The sequence below is a fragment of the Methylobacterium sp. 88A genome, from assembly GCF_000376345.1.
Lineage (GTDB): Bacteria > Pseudomonadota > Alphaproteobacteria > Rhizobiales > Beijerinckiaceae > Methylobacterium > Methylobacterium bullatum.
The window spans coordinates 1324074-1337006 of record NZ_AQVT01000001.1; the positions used below are offsets into that span (position 1 = coordinate 1324074).

Sequence of the window (12933 nt, forward strand, 5' to 3'; positions counted from 1 at the left end):
TGAAGGGGCCCGATCGGGCCCCTTCATCGTTCAAGCTGCCGGCCGCCACTGGCCTGGTTTTACTCCGCCACAGCGGCCTGGAATTGGTCCGCCCTTTACACTATCGACAGCAAGTTGCGCGGTTGTGACATCGTCAAACTGAAGATCGGCGAGATTGTCAGCGGCGGGCATGTACGGGCGCGCGTCATTGTCGTTCAGCGAAAGACTGGGTCGCCCGTGCAATTCGAACTGCTCGAACCAGCACGTACCAGCATTCTGACTTGGCTGAGGTGCCGAGGGGGCGGGCTTGACGATTACGCCTTTCCCAGCCGGATCGACCACGAGGCGCACATAAGCACCCGGCAGTACGCTCGTCTGGTAGATGAATGGGTGACGGGCATAGGACTACGGCGCGAGGACTACGGCACACATTCTCTACGCCGTACAAAGGCAGCATTGATCTACAAGCGAACCGGCAACTTACGCGCTGTGCAGATTCTGCTCGGGCATACGAAGATCGAGAGCACGGTACGCTACCTTGGCGTGGACGTTGAAGACGCGCTCGCTCTGGCGGAAGCGACCGAAATCTGAAGCCCGGCCTCCTCAACGGCAATGTTGAGGAGGCCATGCAGGCTCCAAGAATGCAGCGCACCTGAAGCAGTCGTTTACCCCGACATGATGCCGTCCCAGATATAGGCGTTCTCGAACCAACCCAGCCTTTCCGCCCCAGGTGGATTGCGGTTTGTCCGCTGATTGGCGGCAGATCGACAAAGCGGTCATCCAGCATTGCCGATCTACCCCGGGATGAAGAACCCCGGCGGAGACCAGCCAGGCCCACGTAATTATTAGGAAAGGCATCGCCGAGGAGGGTTCGGACCATCTCCTCGGCTACAATTCCGACTTGATCGATGCAACGAGGTCCATGTCGCCATCCGTAATCCCTAGCGTCGTCGTTCCATGACCAAGCGCTTCAACTTCGAGGACCAGAATGCGCAGCACAGCCTCCACGAGAAAGCTCGGCATGTCTCACCGTTCGGCCTGTGCGCTGGCCCTCCTGTGGGGGATCTCGGCCACACCCGTGGTGGCGGTCACGCCGGTGACACCGGTGGGCGTCGAGAGCTGCGACGCCTTCCTGGAAGCCTATGCCCAATGCGCGGCCAGCCCCGGCGTACCGGAAGCCGCTCGCCCCGGCATCCGCCAGGGCATCAATACGATGCGCGAGAGCTTCCGCGACTCGGTCCTGCGCAACGAGGCGGCGCGTCCGACCGTGGCCTATCAGTGCGCCCAGGCTCATGAGGCCGTGCGCAAAAGCTTGGTCGACGCATTCAAATGCGGTTTTCCCGCCGCACCCGCGGCCTCACAGGCCCTGTTGCAGAGCCCGCCGCCACCGCCGGGCTCGGCTCGGGCGACCGCCCGCCCGGCGCCGACGCCCGAGGCTCAGGCGCTGGCAAAGGCCAATGCTTACACCGAGGCCCAGAACCACCTCGTCCGGTCGCATCCCCTGGAGCAGCAGTTGGCCGACTACCGGCGCGACAACGAGCGGGTGCTCAAGCTCGGAACGAAGTTCGGCGCCAACGCCTGGTACCACTTCGGCATCGTGGATTTCGATGGGGTTATCGACGAGTTGGAGAAGGCCGTTGCCTTGCCGGGCGTCGTGCCAGAGGTGGATGCTCAAGCCTCCCGGCTGCTGGCAGCCCTGCGTGAGGTCAATCCCATCCTGAAGGCGCTCACGCGCTATCAGACCACACGCGAGTTCAAAGAGGATGGCTTCAAGTTCGCCCGCGAGCAGCACGCGATCCTCGTTCCCAGAGTCGACGCGGCCGCCAAGGCGATGGACGCGTATGGCACGGCCCTGTTCGAGCGCGAGATCGCCCGGGATGAGCTCCGCCTGGCGGCGCTGCCGGAGGATGCGCCGGCACGGCGCCTCCTCTCCACCAGCCTCACCCTGCGCCGCGCAGTCCGGCGGTTCGAGGCACTGGGACCGAAGGCGGATGTCGCTCCCTTCCTGGCCGCACTCGGCGAGGTCTCAAACGCCAACCGCCACCTCGGCACGGTTCTCGACGGCATGAGCCCGAAGGCGAACTCATCCTGCACCGGCTACACCGATACGGTTGCAAGCGTGATTGGGCATGGCCGGGACGTCGCCCGGGACATTCGCGCCAAGAGTGATCCGAGCCAACCGGCGCAACGCTTCAACGAGACCTACAACCGCTCGGTACGCGATCTAGAATCTTGCCATAAGAATGAGAGTCGGGTGCGTCCAGGCTGAGGTCAGCCGAAGATCGCTGAAGACAGGACTGATGTCTCCTTCGAGGTAAACGCTCGTCCTTACGCCTCCGTAAGTCTGCGGGGAGACGAGCAGGTTGACGTCAAGGAGCGTACGTTCCACGGGTAGCACCGGCGTCTCTTAATGAGGACGGACGGAGAGCGGTCGCTAAACCTTTGCGCGGGATCGCGATCGCGTCGTCCGCTCCTCATCGGGGCCAGTCGAAGTAGCGCCGGGCGGCGCCTCGGCCTTCCGCCAACGGCCTCGTCAGCCGGCCGCGCCGGTCGATCAACCCCCATCGGCCCCCGACCATGGCGGATGGCTCGCGCCCGTCCGAGCGGCAGCCCTGGCAAACCAGGGCCTCGCCGCGGGCGTTGAACGGGAACGACCAGTCGAAATTCGTGGCCAGCACCCGGCGCAGGCGCCCATCGTGAAACGCGACCTTGCCGGCGTGACGAGCGCGCACCAACCCCTGCGCGAAGGGATCCGGCCCGTTGTCGAGGGGGAACACCGGCAGCGCCAGCCCGTCGCGGCGCGCCCAGAGCGAGCCGACTCCATCGACGACGATCTCCGTCACCCCACCCCGGAACGGCATGCGCGCGAGGCGGACGGGGTCGATGCGGACGAAGTCCCCCGCGCGGCGGGCGCAGTGCTCCGTGCGGGCGAAATCCGCGTGGACGTCGCGGCAGGCGAGCGGGTAGGCGCCCCCGTCGCGCGCCCGCACGGCCTGCGGCGCGAGGCCGGCCGCGAGCCCCAGGAGGGCGAGCGCGGCGAGCGCTCGTCCCCGTACCGCCCGGCTCACCGGAGGCCCCAGCGCCCGACCGGGCCGGGCGCGCCCGTGGCGTCGTCGACACACACGCGCCAGCCGCTGCCATAGGCGACCTCGCGGACGTCCCAGACGAGGCCGGTGTCCGTCCGGGTCGGCACGGCCGTGCCGGTGGTGGCGAGGCCCGTTCCCGCCGCGGCGCGCGCCGCGATTGCCGCCGCCCGCTCGGGCGTGAGGCGGCCCGTCGCGGGTGCTTGCGCGCCGGATCGGGAGAACAGGCGGTCCAGGATCACCAGCACGGCTCGGGCTCCTCGCATCGACGGGCGAGCATGGGCGTCCGGCCCTGGGATGTCACCCGCCCCGGCGCCGGTTGCGGGGCGGGCGTCCGTCGGTCACACATCCCGGACCGTATCAGGCGGGAAGAACCGCATGGGAGGAACCCGGATGTCCCTGACGCTCGACCACTCCTCCGTGGAGGAACTCAACCTGGCCCTGCGCCTGTATCGGCGCCTGCTGGTCCGCCTGCTCCTGATCCTCGTCCTGGGCTTTGCCGGGGTGATCGGTCTGGCCAAGCTCAGCACGATCCTGTCGCCGCCCTACGGCGTCTATCTCCTCGGGCAGGGCCTGGAGACCTGGGGGCTGCTCGGCCTCCTCGCCCTGCTGTTCGCGGAATTCTGGTGGGAGGGCCGCCAGATCGGCAAGGCCCTGAACCATCCGGGCCTGCTGGATTCCCCTGTCGCCGGGCTGCTGAGCGGCCTCGCGGTGATCGGTGAGCGCGCCGCCGCCATCGGGATGGAGCCCGGCTTCTTCCACGGCCCCCTGCGGCCGATCCGCCAGCGCTGACGGGTCCGTGGCGCTCAGCGCGCCGGCCCCTCGCGGGCGACCAGACTGTCGCGGTGGACCGCGAGGCTCGCTCCGGCGCTCGCGAGGGTGACGGCGAAGCCGAGGGCGGGCAGCGTCCAATCCTCCGCCCGCCACAGGGCCGCCGCGAGGCCCGCGCCGGCGCCGAGGCAGGCCAGGGCCAGGGCGGCCCGCCAGCACCGCACCGCACGCGGCTCGAACCGCACCAGGCCGTTCGCCCACCAGACCAGGGGCAGCATCGACAGCCAATAGAGGGGTTGGGCCCGGGCGGCGCCGTGCGGTCCCGGCACGAGGCAGGCGGTGACCGAGACGGTGGCGGCGAGGCCCGCCACGACGGCGAGCCCGGCCGCCACGTTCGAGGGACGGTCCTTGCGCAGGCGCTGCCAGTAGGCCGGGTCGCGGCGGATCAGGGGGCTTCCTCCCGGGCCGGCGCCGGACGCTTCCAGGCCGCGAGGCGGGCCAGGACGTAGGCCGGCACGCGGTCGGCCACGGCCAGATTCTCCGGGCGCAGGGAGAAATCGTAGGTGAGGCCGTCGCGGTGGACGAGGTAGGTGCAGGTGGAGACTTCGCGCTTGTCCGAAGTGTCCGAGGCGAGGCAGCCGGGCGGGGCCTGGTCGGCCGGCCGCGCCGCGTGCCGGGACGGGAGGCGGTAGAAGCGCCGGTGGTCGACGCCCTCGGAATGGACGAGGCGCTCGCCGCCGGACGGGTCGGGCCGCCACGGCGCGCCCTCGGCGAGCCGCGCATCGAAAATGCAACATTGCCGGGCGTGGAGGGGTGCGAAGCGGCGCCCGTCCGGGTCGCCGACGACGTGGACCACGAGGTCGGTGGCGAACGGACCGGTATGGCCGTGGCTGAGGGGGCTGTAGCCGGGGAGGCCCGCCGCGACCTCGGCGGCGGGCAGCATCAGCCAGAGCGAATCCGCCGGTTCCCGGCCGAGCCCCGGGAGCGCGTCGAGCCAGGGCAGGCGGAAATTTCGGGAAAACTCGTAGGTGTGCGGCACGGCGTACGCGGTCCCGGCGAGGCGGTACCGCGTGATGCCGAACCGGCCCTCCGCCGCGAAGGCCGCGAGCACGAGGGGCAGGCCGAGGAGCGCGACGAGGCGCGCGACGCGACGCGAGGGACGCATGCGGGACGTTCCTATTCCGTGAGTCCGCCTATTCCGCGAGTCTGCCTATTCCGTGGGCCCGGCGCGGAGCCCGGCCGCTTCCGCCGCGAGGTTGGCGCGGGCGGCCGCCTCCAAGCGGTCGTGGAAGAGGTCGGTCTGGTAGAGGCGCGGCCGGGCGAGGAAGCGGTCGAGGATCTGGGCGCGCCCGAGCCGCCACGCCGCCTCGGGAACGGCGGCGTATTCCCGGCGGATCGCCGCCGCGTAGGCCGCGTAGACGGCGCGCGGCGCACCGAGCACGGCGAGATCGAGGTCGAGGAGGAGCCGTGTCGCCGGGTCCGCGCTCGGGCCGTGCGCCGCCGTCGCGTGGATCATCGCGATCGCGGCCCGGACGCGCGCATCCCCGGCGGCCGCCCCCGCCTCGGCACGCAGAAGGTCGGCGCTGCGGGCCTCGTTGTCGGCGCGGGCGGTGTCGTAGACGGCGTCGTGGAAGGCGATGGCGAGGTCGACGGCGTCGCCGTCGACGCCCGCGAAATCGGGATGCGCCCGCACGGAATCGTGCCCCGCGAGCAGCGCCGCGACGTGGGGCCAGCCGTGATAGTGCCGGTCCGCCGCGCCGTAGCCCGCGTCGAGGGCCCGCCACGCCGCCGCGCCGGGCGTGCCGACGGTCCGCGCCCACAGGGCGTCGAACCGCGCGCGAAGGGACGCGTTCGTGGCTTCCATCCTGCCGGCCTCAGTTCACGCGGTGGCAGGTCGAGGTGGTCTCGGCAGCCCCGCGCATCCCGCCCGCCGGCCACACCTCGCAGACCACGTACTTGCCGCCCCGCTCGAGGGTGAAGCTCGGACCGGAGGCGGAGACGATGCGGTGGCCGCCGTTGAGGAGCGCGCTCATGGGCTCCTCAACCGGCACCCAGGTCGTGGCCGGGCGCGGCGGCACGGCGGGGGCCTGGGCGACGGCCGGGCCGGCCACGAGGATCAGCGGGAGGAGGGTGTGGGACAGCGTTCGGCGCATGGGATCGTCCTGGGGTCGGGGGCGGGCCTTCGGCCCGTTCGGGCGGCGAGGGGGTCAGGGCGTCACCACGGCGAGGTCGGCCGCAGGCAGCCAGCCGATGACCGGGGCCTTCTCGCCCCGGTAGCGCACGCGCACCCAGGCGTCCCGCCGCTCCAGCACCGCGACGGGATCGAGCCGGACGAGGTAGGGCGCCCGGGCCGGCGCCGGGCCGGGTTCCGGCCGGAAGGCCGTGCGCTCGGCCGTCACGAGGCCGACGCCGATCCATCCGTCCGGGGTCGACGCCGCACGCCGCGAGAGCGCGTAGGGGGTCCCCACCATGGTGCCCGTGGTCATCGAACACCCGCCGTGATCCTCCGCGAGGGTCAGGGCGGCGCCGTCCGGGGTGAAGGCGAGGTCCCCCGGGATGCGCTCCGGCTCGTCGGGAAACCACGTCTCGACCTTGGCCCGGTCGCCCGCGAGGGTGCCGCGCAGGAGGAACACGCAGGCGAATTGCGGGCTCCCGGCTTCGGCCGCCCCCCGTTGCTCGGCGAAGACCCCCGTCACCGCATTGCCGGAGACCGCCAGGGTCAGGCTGTCGTAGGTGCCGGACCGGGCGGCCGGCTCGGCCGCCGCCGCGCCGCAGGCGGCGAGCAGGGCGGCGAGGCCCAGGGCGGTGCCACGCACCGTCAGAGGCCCTTCTCCAGCAGCTTCACCACGGCCTCGACCCGGTCCTTCGAGTCGGCGACGTTGGTGAACGGCCGCCAGTTCACGTCGAGGACCCCGCCGTCGAACGTGAGGCGCTTGGCGTAGTTCGAGGCGGGCGCGGTGTTCTCGTCGAAGCGGACGCGGATGGTCTTGAGCTTCGCGGCCAGGGCGTCGCGGCCCATCTTGTCCTTGGCCACCTCCTTCAGCCCAACGGCCAGGGGCTCGAAGATCGTCTTCTCGAAATAGTCCGGGTCGGAATAGTACTTGGCGTCGCCCGGGAGCGTGAGGTCGTCCCACGCCACCTCCACCGGCACGGCGAAGCCCGCCGCCTCCTGGATCGCCTTTTCCTGCGCGGGGTAGCGGTCCTGGCGGTAGGCCGCGATCGCTCGGCGCTCGGCGAGGCCGATGGTCGGCTCGGCCATGGCCGAGGGGGCGGACAGGACCGACAGGGCGAGCGCGGCGGCGAGGGCGTGGCGGCGTGAGATCATGCGGTGGTTCCTCGGTAGGACGGCCTCGGATGCGGGCTTGGCGTGACGGTTCGATGACGGGGCGGGCACGCTGTCAAAGTGAGAGCCGCCCTCACGGGGAGATCGCCTTCACGGTGTCGGGGCGCAGCGCACCGGGCCGCCGGCCTCGACGGTGGGCGGGGCGGTCCCCGTGAGGCGTACGGGAAACGAGACGATGCTGGGCGTGTCCTTCGGGGCCTTTCCGGCCCGATAGCTCCCGGCGCAGGCCTTCACGGGTGCCGGCAGGGCCGCGACGGCGGGTGGAAGCGGCCCGTCGCGGGCGATCCGCGCCCAGCACCCGGCGCCGTGCTTCGGGATCGAGCAGGCCCCCTGCACGCCGCGGAGGAACCCGAGCCGCAGGGTCCCGTCCGCGACCGCGAAGGTGTCGATGCCGGCCTCGGCGGTCGTGTCCCGGATCAGGGTGCGGCCCGTGCCCGCGTCGAGCACCGCGAACGGGACGGTGCCGTTGGTGCTCGCTTGCTCGAAGACGAGGAACCCGCCCGTGCGGCCGAGGAAGCGCTGGCCGGCGGTCGCCAGGATGCGCGCACCCGGCCCCGGCGCGGCGGCGCAGGCGGGGGCGGCGCCGTTCACGAGCGGCACGAGGCTCGCGTCCTCGGGGTCCGGCGTGTCGGTGTCGCTCTCGCGCACCATGAGATCGCGGTAGGTGGTGCAGGTGATCTGCTTGCCCTCCCCCGACATCTTGCCCTCTCCAGACGTCGCGGTCTCGGTCTTCGCGGGCGGCTCGAACCGCGCCGCCTCCCATCCCGCCGCCACTGACGGGGCGGGGAGGCACGCTGCGAGGAGCGCTAAGCGGGCGGCGGAGCGGGTGGCGGAGCGGGTGGCGGGGAGAAGGCTGCGTCTCATGCGGGTTCCCTGTATACGGCGCGGGAGCCCCGAGGAAAGGCAGGATGGAGTGCCATGCGGACCGTTCTCGCCAAGGTCGCCAAGGGTTTTGCCGGGCCGCTCGCAACGCTTCTCGCCGCGCCGCTCCTCGGACCGCTCGCCGTCCGGGCCGAGCCCGCTCTGCCGGGCGACGTGACGGCGTACGTGACGCGGCTGCGGGACTGCAACCATTGGGGCGGGGAGGAGGCCACGGACGCGGCGCGCGGCCGGGCCATCGCGGCGGCCGTGAAGCGCCTGCGCTGCGACGCCGCCGAGGCGGACGGGCGGACCCTGCGACGGCGCCACCGGGGCGACCCTGCCGTCCTGAAGGCCCTCGACGGCGCGCGCGATGCGGACGGTTGAGCGGGGGCCCGACGCCGGCGATCCGGTCCGCCGCCGCGTCCTGCGCCTGCTGCACGTTCCGCTCCTCGGGCTGCTGCTGGCACTCGGCCTCGCCCCGGTCTTCCTGCTGTTTCCCCTCCTGCCCGCGGAGCCCGGAACCGATCCGACCCTACGGCCCGTCGAACTCTGGCTCGGCACGGCCCTCGTCGGCGGCCTCGTCGGCATCGTGGAGGGCGCGGCGCGGCCCCTCTACCGGGCGGCCGGCCTCGTCCTCGCCGTCGGCCTGCTCTCGATCCCGGTCCTGCGCGTCCTCCTCTGGACCGACCTTCCGGTCCCGCACGGGCTCGCGCGCTGGCTCGGCCTCGACGGGGAAGCCGCCCTCGACGCCCACCTGTACGAGATCTGGCTCGCTGCGTGGCTTTCGGCCTGGGTTTTGGCTTGGGTTTTGGCTTGGGTTTTGGCTTGGCTCGGCCTCGCGCTCCTGGGCCGGCACCTCCCGGCGCGACGCGCCCGCATCGGCCGGGCCGCCGTTCGATGACGGCGCCGGTCGGGGATTCTGGTCCGGGATTGTCGGCGATGATCGTCCCGCCATGATTGCCCCTCGGTCCGACGGGACGCGAAGGGCGGCCCTCGTCGTCGGCGGCTGCGGTGTCGTCGTGTTCGGCTGGGCCCTCGTCGCCTACGCGCCGGTCCCGGGGATCGCCGCGGCCGTCGCCGCGGTGCCGGCGTTCGCCCGCGCGGCGACGCACCGGGTCGCGGTCTTCCTCGCCCTGGCGGCCGTCGGCGGCGGCATGACCTGGGCGGCATTCGGAACGACGACGGGCTACTTCGTCCTGAACCGATCGCGGCTCGACGCCGTGGTGGCCGAGATCGCGGCCATGCCCACCCTGGTGTCCTTCGAACGCGGGCGGGACGATCCTCCGGCGGAGGCGGAGCGAACGGCGTGGTGGGAGAGCACCCGCCTCGTCAACGGCCGGCGCGTCACCCCGTACCGTCCGCAAGGCGCGCGCGACACGGACAGCCTGCGGGAGATCGACGTCCTGCGGGACCTCGGGGTTCCCTACGCTCGCTACCGCGCCCTCTGCCACGCCCTCGAACGCCTCGGGCTCGCGGGGTTCACCCGCGGTCCCGGCGGCGAGATCGCCCTGGACGAACCGATCCCGGGGGGCACGCCCTGGGGCACGTCGTTCGTGTACCGGCCGGACGATGCGTTTCCGGCCGGCTCCGGGGCCGAGAGCGACCGCCGCCTCGCGCCGAACTGGTTCTTCGTGACGCGGGGCTGAGATTCACCGGACGACGCCGCCGGATTCCTGGAAGGAAGAGCGGGCGCGCGGAGCCTCCGCCGTGGTGATGGTACCGGTCCCGAGCAGGGCCGCGAACACGAGCATCGGCACGGCCCAGACCTGCATCGGCACCCCCCAGAAGGCGTGGTCGCGCCCGGCCGGCCCGAAGGTCGTGCCGCGGTTCCAGCGCAGGCCGAGGCCGAGAACGGCGAGCGCCGCGAGACTCATGGTGAGGCAGACCGCCCGGTCCACTTCCGGCCCGTCGACCTGCCGCAGGACGATCAGGGGCAGGAACATCGCCAGCGCCACGAAGAAGACGACCCAGTAGCCCCGCCCGGTCCAGAACACGATCATGCGGCGCCCCCCTCGCGCGGTGTGTGGAGCGATCCGTCCCGCCAAAGCCGAGATCGCATCAACCCATGGCCCCCGCGCCGGCCCGCCGGTTGCGCACCATCGCGGCGAGGGCCGCGACGATGATGGCCGCCAGCGCTCCCGCAATGACCAGAAGCGTGACGGTGCGGTTCCACAGGCGGTCGAGGGCGAGATCGGTGGTGACGAGGTCGGGCCGGGCCGGATCGGCCATCACCCGGACGCTGTAATCGCCCGCATGCACGCCCGTGAACACGGTGTTGATCCGGCGGACCACCGGGCCCGACGGGGTGGGCAGGGTGAGGGTCATGTCGCAGAGGTGGAGCACGATCTTGGTGCTGCACTTGCCGTCGCTCACCCGCGCGGCGGCGACGGGACGCGCCGTGTCGCGGATCTGCCAATCCGTCACCACCGGCGGGGCCGTGTAGACGGCGCAGGCGACGAGGAGGGCACCCAGCGCCACGAGGCCGAACAGGGTCCAGAAGATGTTGCCCCAACCCTGGCGGGGCGGCGGCAGGCGCAAGGATTCGGTACGCGAGGGCTCGGGGCGGTTGGCGGCGGTGTTCATGGTCGGAACCTCACGGGATCACGGGGGTCTGGGAGGATTCGGAAGCCGCCGCGGTCTCGGCCAGGACACGGCGCGCCTGCGCCGCAGTCTCGGCCAGGACACGGCGCGCCTGCGCCGCCTGCCGGTAGCGGCCGATGAGGTCGGCGAAGTCCTGTACCGACATCCGGTACGGCAGGCCGGCCGTGACGGTGACGATGCCGCGCCCTGCGTCGAGCTTCACCTTGCGGCCGCCCGGCACCGCCTGCGGGAACGGCGCCTCCGGCGGCAGCAGCAGGCGGGTGACGACGCCGTTCTGCCGGGTCGTCATGTCGAGGTCGGCGATGCTGTCCCAGAGGATCGGTCGGTCGAGGCCGGGCACCGCCAGGGCCTCGGGGGTCAGGATCATCGTCGTGCGCTCGCCCCGCCACAGCCGAAATCCGCCGAAGCCGCCCAGGACCGCCCCGCACGCCAGCGCTACCCCCACCACGGCCCCCGCCTGGCTGGCGGACAGGCCGGGCAGGNNGGGGGGGAGCCACAGGAGGGCGACCCCGATGAAGAAACCGCCCGCCACCAGGAGGGCGATGGCCCCCGGGCGGGTGCTTTCGCGCAGCTCCCGCGCCTCGGTGCCGATCTCCGCCGCCGTCGCTTCGAGATGAGCGCGGAAGGCCGCATCGTGGGCCCGCACCGCGTCGAGGAAATCGTGCGTCGCCGCGCGGCAGAGGCCGGCGGGATCGGCGAAGTAGGCCGCGAGCTGGCCGAGCGCGTGCGGGGGCGGAACGGCGGCGGCGGCGGCCAGGAGTTCGGCGTCGAGGGTCCGGCCGAGGGCCGCCACGCGCTCGCGGGTCGGCGGATGGGTGTCGGTGGGGTGGGCCTGCTCCGCCTCGAGATGCGTCGCCGGATCGTCGAGGCCGCGCGCGATGGCGTGGTCGAGGCTCGCCGCCACGAGGTCGGCCGGGGCGGACCCGGGCGCCTCGGCGGCGGCGTCCAAGGTCTCGGCGATGCGGGGGGCCACCGCCCCCGTGCGCAGGAGCGCCCGCGCGGCGGCGTCCACGGAGGCCGGGCCGGCGCCCGCCGCATCGGCCGCGAACTCGCGGGTCCGGCTCCAGTGGCGCACGGCGAGGTGGAAGTTCTCCATGACGAAGACGCCGAGGCGCAAGGACGGGCCGAGGAGCCCGAAGGACCCGGCATGCCCCTCCGCCACCGCGTCGAGGGAGCGGCCGACGCCGGCATAGATCGGCAGGAAGCGCTGGCTGTAGACGGTGTCGCCCCCGGCGTAGTGGGCGAGTTCGTGGCCGATGATCGCCGCCACCTCGTCGCCCCGCAGCAGGGCGAGGTAGGGCAGCGGCAGGTAGAGGATCCGGCCCGTCAGCGGCGCGCCGCCGGGCTCGACCACGGCCGGGCCGGCGCTGACGAAGAAGCCCCCCGTGAGACCGACCACCACGGCCTCGGGCTTCAACGCCCCGAGCCGGTCGGCCAGCCCCTCGGTGAGCCGCCACAGGCCGGGCGCCTCCGCGGGCGAGACGACCCGGCCGAAGATCGACAGGGGGTCGGGCTCGAAGGCGGACAGCGCCCGGCGCAGGCCCAGAACCGTGGCGCCCGCCGCGATCAGGACCGCCCCGACGGCGACGGCGGCCAGGAACAGCATCTTGATCTCGCCGCCGCCCAGCCCGGGCCGCGCCAGCAGCCCGGCCTCGAAGACCACGGCGGCGACGAAGCCCGCCGTGGTGAGGAGCACCTGGAGGGCGAGCACCGGCGGCAGCAGGCGGCGCATCCACGAGAAGCCGGCCACCAGCGCGTCGCGCGAGGCCCGCCCCAGCCGCCCGAGAGCGGCGCCGGCGAGGAGCACGAGGATCGACAGGAGTGCGGCGCCCCCCCCGGCCGCGACGACCACGGGCGGGAGCAGGCGGCGCCAGTCCATGACCGTCGTCAGGGTCGCGACCTCGTCCCGGGCCGCCCGGGCCTGAACCAGGGCGAGTGGACCGCCATAACCCTTGCCGTTGCGGCGGAACTGCATCCGGAAATCGGGGCGCCCGTCCGGCGGCGCCCGCGCCTCCAGATCCGCGACGATCCGGGTCAGGTGCTCCCGCTCGGCGACGAGGTCCGCCCAATCGGCGCCGGCCCGCTCCTGCTCCCACAGGCCGAGGAGCAGGATGCCCAGGGGCAGGAGGACGGTGGCGGCGATCAGGTGCGTGACGGAACGCAAGCGCAAGGGCATGCGCGAATTAGCTACGTCAGGGATACCCGCCTCCTCAGATGCGTTCGGAGCCAGAACGGGTCACTCAGAATTTGTTCGCCGGACGCTCGTCCACTGGAATCGGGATGAGGCTGTCGTGC

The 12933-nt window shown here is 72.5% G+C and carries 19 protein-coding genes; 6 read left to right on the plus strand and 13 right to left on the minus strand.

The window, feature by feature from the left end; genetic code table 11:
- The first annotated feature begins 48 nt into the window (after positions 1-48).
- On the plus strand, positions 49-570 hold the full coding sequence (locus A3OM_RS23545) for a tyrosine-type recombinase/integrase (RefSeq protein ID WP_245257834.1): 522 nt from the start codon (positions 49-51) through the stop codon (positions 568-570).
- A 297-nt stretch (positions 571-867) separates the two neighbouring features.
- Here the strand turns inward: A3OM_RS23545 and A3OM_RS26535 are convergent, their stop codons facing one another.
- Complete coding sequence (locus tag A3OM_RS26535; RefSeq protein WP_018042891.1) at positions 868-1002, minus strand: hypothetical protein; 135 nt, start codon at positions 1000-1002, stop codon at positions 868-870.
- Positions 1003-1057: 55 nt separating this feature from the next.
- Between A3OM_RS26535 and A3OM_RS0106325 the strand changes: the two genes are divergently transcribed.
- Entirely contained in the window at positions 1058-2248 is a 1191-nt protein-coding gene (locus A3OM_RS0106325) for a DUF3829 domain-containing protein (protein ID WP_245257763.1), read from the plus strand.
- Positions 2249-2453: 205 nt separating this feature from the next.
- Here A3OM_RS0106325 and A3OM_RS0106330 read toward each other — a convergent pair whose 3' ends face one another.
- Together A3OM_RS0106330 and A3OM_RS0106335 are read right to left on the minus strand one after the other, a co-directional pair.
- Positions 2454-3047: a hypothetical protein gene (locus A3OM_RS0106330; protein ID WP_018042893.1), complete on the minus strand. Its 594-nt coding sequence runs from the start codon at positions 3045-3047 to the stop codon at positions 2454-2456.
- Positions 3044-3310: a hypothetical protein gene (locus tag A3OM_RS0106335; RefSeq protein WP_018042894.1), complete on the minus strand. Its 267-nt coding sequence runs from the start codon at positions 3308-3310 to the stop codon at positions 3044-3046. Before A3OM_RS0106335 ends, A3OM_RS0106330 begins: the two co-directional genes overlap by 4 nt.
- Positions 3311-3455: 145 nt before the next feature.
- On the opposite strand from A3OM_RS0106335, the gene A3OM_RS0106340 reads away from it, so the two are divergent.
- The gene (locus tag A3OM_RS0106340; RefSeq protein WP_018042895.1) at positions 3456-3854 is read left to right on the plus strand and encodes a hypothetical protein; all 399 of its coding nucleotides are present in this window, start codon (positions 3456-3458) and stop codon (positions 3852-3854) included.
- Positions 3855-3868: 14 nt separating this feature from the next.
- Here A3OM_RS0106340 and A3OM_RS0106345 read toward each other — a convergent pair whose 3' ends face one another.
- From A3OM_RS0106345 to A3OM_RS0106375, 7 genes are all read right to left on the minus strand, one after another.
- Complete coding sequence (locus A3OM_RS0106345; RefSeq protein ID WP_018042896.1) at positions 3869-4225, minus strand: hypothetical protein; 357 nt, start codon at positions 4223-4225, stop codon at positions 3869-3871.
- A 53-nt stretch (positions 4226-4278) separates the two neighbouring features.
- On the minus strand, positions 4279-4998 hold the full coding sequence (locus tag A3OM_RS26080; RefSeq protein WP_018042897.1) for a hypothetical protein: 720 nt from the start codon (positions 4996-4998) through the stop codon (positions 4279-4281).
- A 45-nt stretch (positions 4999-5043) separates the two neighbouring features.
- Entirely contained in the window at positions 5044-5697 is a 654-nt protein-coding gene (locus A3OM_RS23550) for a hypothetical protein (protein ID WP_018042898.1), read from the minus strand.
- A gap of 10 nt (positions 5698-5707) precedes the next feature.
- A complete protein-coding gene (locus A3OM_RS0106360) occupies positions 5708-5986 on the minus strand; it encodes a hypothetical protein (protein WP_018042899.1) in 279 nt (92 codons plus the stop codon).
- Positions 5987-6040: 54 nt separating this feature from the next.
- Positions 6041-6649, minus strand: a complete 609-nt coding sequence (locus A3OM_RS26085) for a hypothetical protein (protein WP_018042900.1) — start codon at positions 6647-6649, stop codon at positions 6041-6043.
- A gap of 2 nt (positions 6650-6651) precedes the next feature.
- Positions 6652-7158 (minus strand): hypothetical protein, encoded by a 507-nt coding sequence (locus A3OM_RS0106370; RefSeq protein ID WP_018042901.1) that lies wholly within the window; start codon positions 7156-7158, stop codon positions 6652-6654.
- Positions 7159-7266: 108 nt separating this feature from the next.
- A complete protein-coding gene (locus A3OM_RS0106375) occupies positions 7267-8040 on the minus strand; it encodes a hypothetical protein (RefSeq protein ID WP_051074304.1) in 774 nt (257 codons plus the stop codon).
- 54 nt (positions 8041-8094) lie between these two features.
- Between A3OM_RS0106375 and A3OM_RS23560 the strand changes: the two genes are divergently transcribed.
- The 3 genes from A3OM_RS23560 to A3OM_RS0106390 are packed head-to-tail and all read left to right on the plus strand — an operon-like array spanning position 8095 to position 9683.
- Positions 8095-8421, plus strand: coding sequence for a hypothetical protein (locus tag A3OM_RS23560; protein ID WP_018042903.1), 327 nt, complete (start codon positions 8095-8097; stop codon positions 8419-8421).
- On the plus strand, positions 8408-8938 hold the full coding sequence (locus tag A3OM_RS0106385) for a hypothetical protein (RefSeq protein ID WP_018042904.1): 531 nt from the start codon (positions 8408-8410) through the stop codon (positions 8936-8938). Before A3OM_RS23560 ends, A3OM_RS0106385 begins: the two co-directional genes overlap by 14 nt.
- A gap of 52 nt (positions 8939-8990) precedes the next feature.
- Positions 8991-9683, plus strand: a complete 693-nt coding sequence (locus A3OM_RS0106390) for a hypothetical protein (protein WP_018042905.1) — start codon at positions 8991-8993, stop codon at positions 9681-9683.
- A gap of 3 nt (positions 9684-9686) precedes the next feature.
- On the opposite strand, the gene A3OM_RS0106395 is transcribed toward A3OM_RS0106390, so the two are convergent.
- Genes A3OM_RS0106395 through A3OM_RS0106405 form a run of 3 tightly spaced genes read right to left on the minus strand, consistent with a single transcriptional unit; the run spans position 9687 to position 12814 of the window.
- Positions 9687-10037, minus strand: a complete 351-nt coding sequence (locus tag A3OM_RS0106395) for a hypothetical protein (RefSeq protein ID WP_018042906.1) — start codon at positions 10035-10037, stop codon at positions 9687-9689.
- Positions 10038-10095: 58 nt separating this feature from the next.
- Positions 10096-10620, minus strand: coding sequence for a hypothetical protein (locus tag A3OM_RS0106400; protein WP_018042907.1), 525 nt, complete (start codon positions 10618-10620; stop codon positions 10096-10098).
- Between the two features lie 10 nt (positions 10621-10630).
- Entirely contained in the window at positions 10631-12814 is a 2184-nt protein-coding gene (locus A3OM_RS0106405; RefSeq protein WP_018042908.1) for a M48 family metalloprotease, read from the minus strand.
- Between the last annotated feature and the right edge of the window lie 119 nt (positions 12815-12933).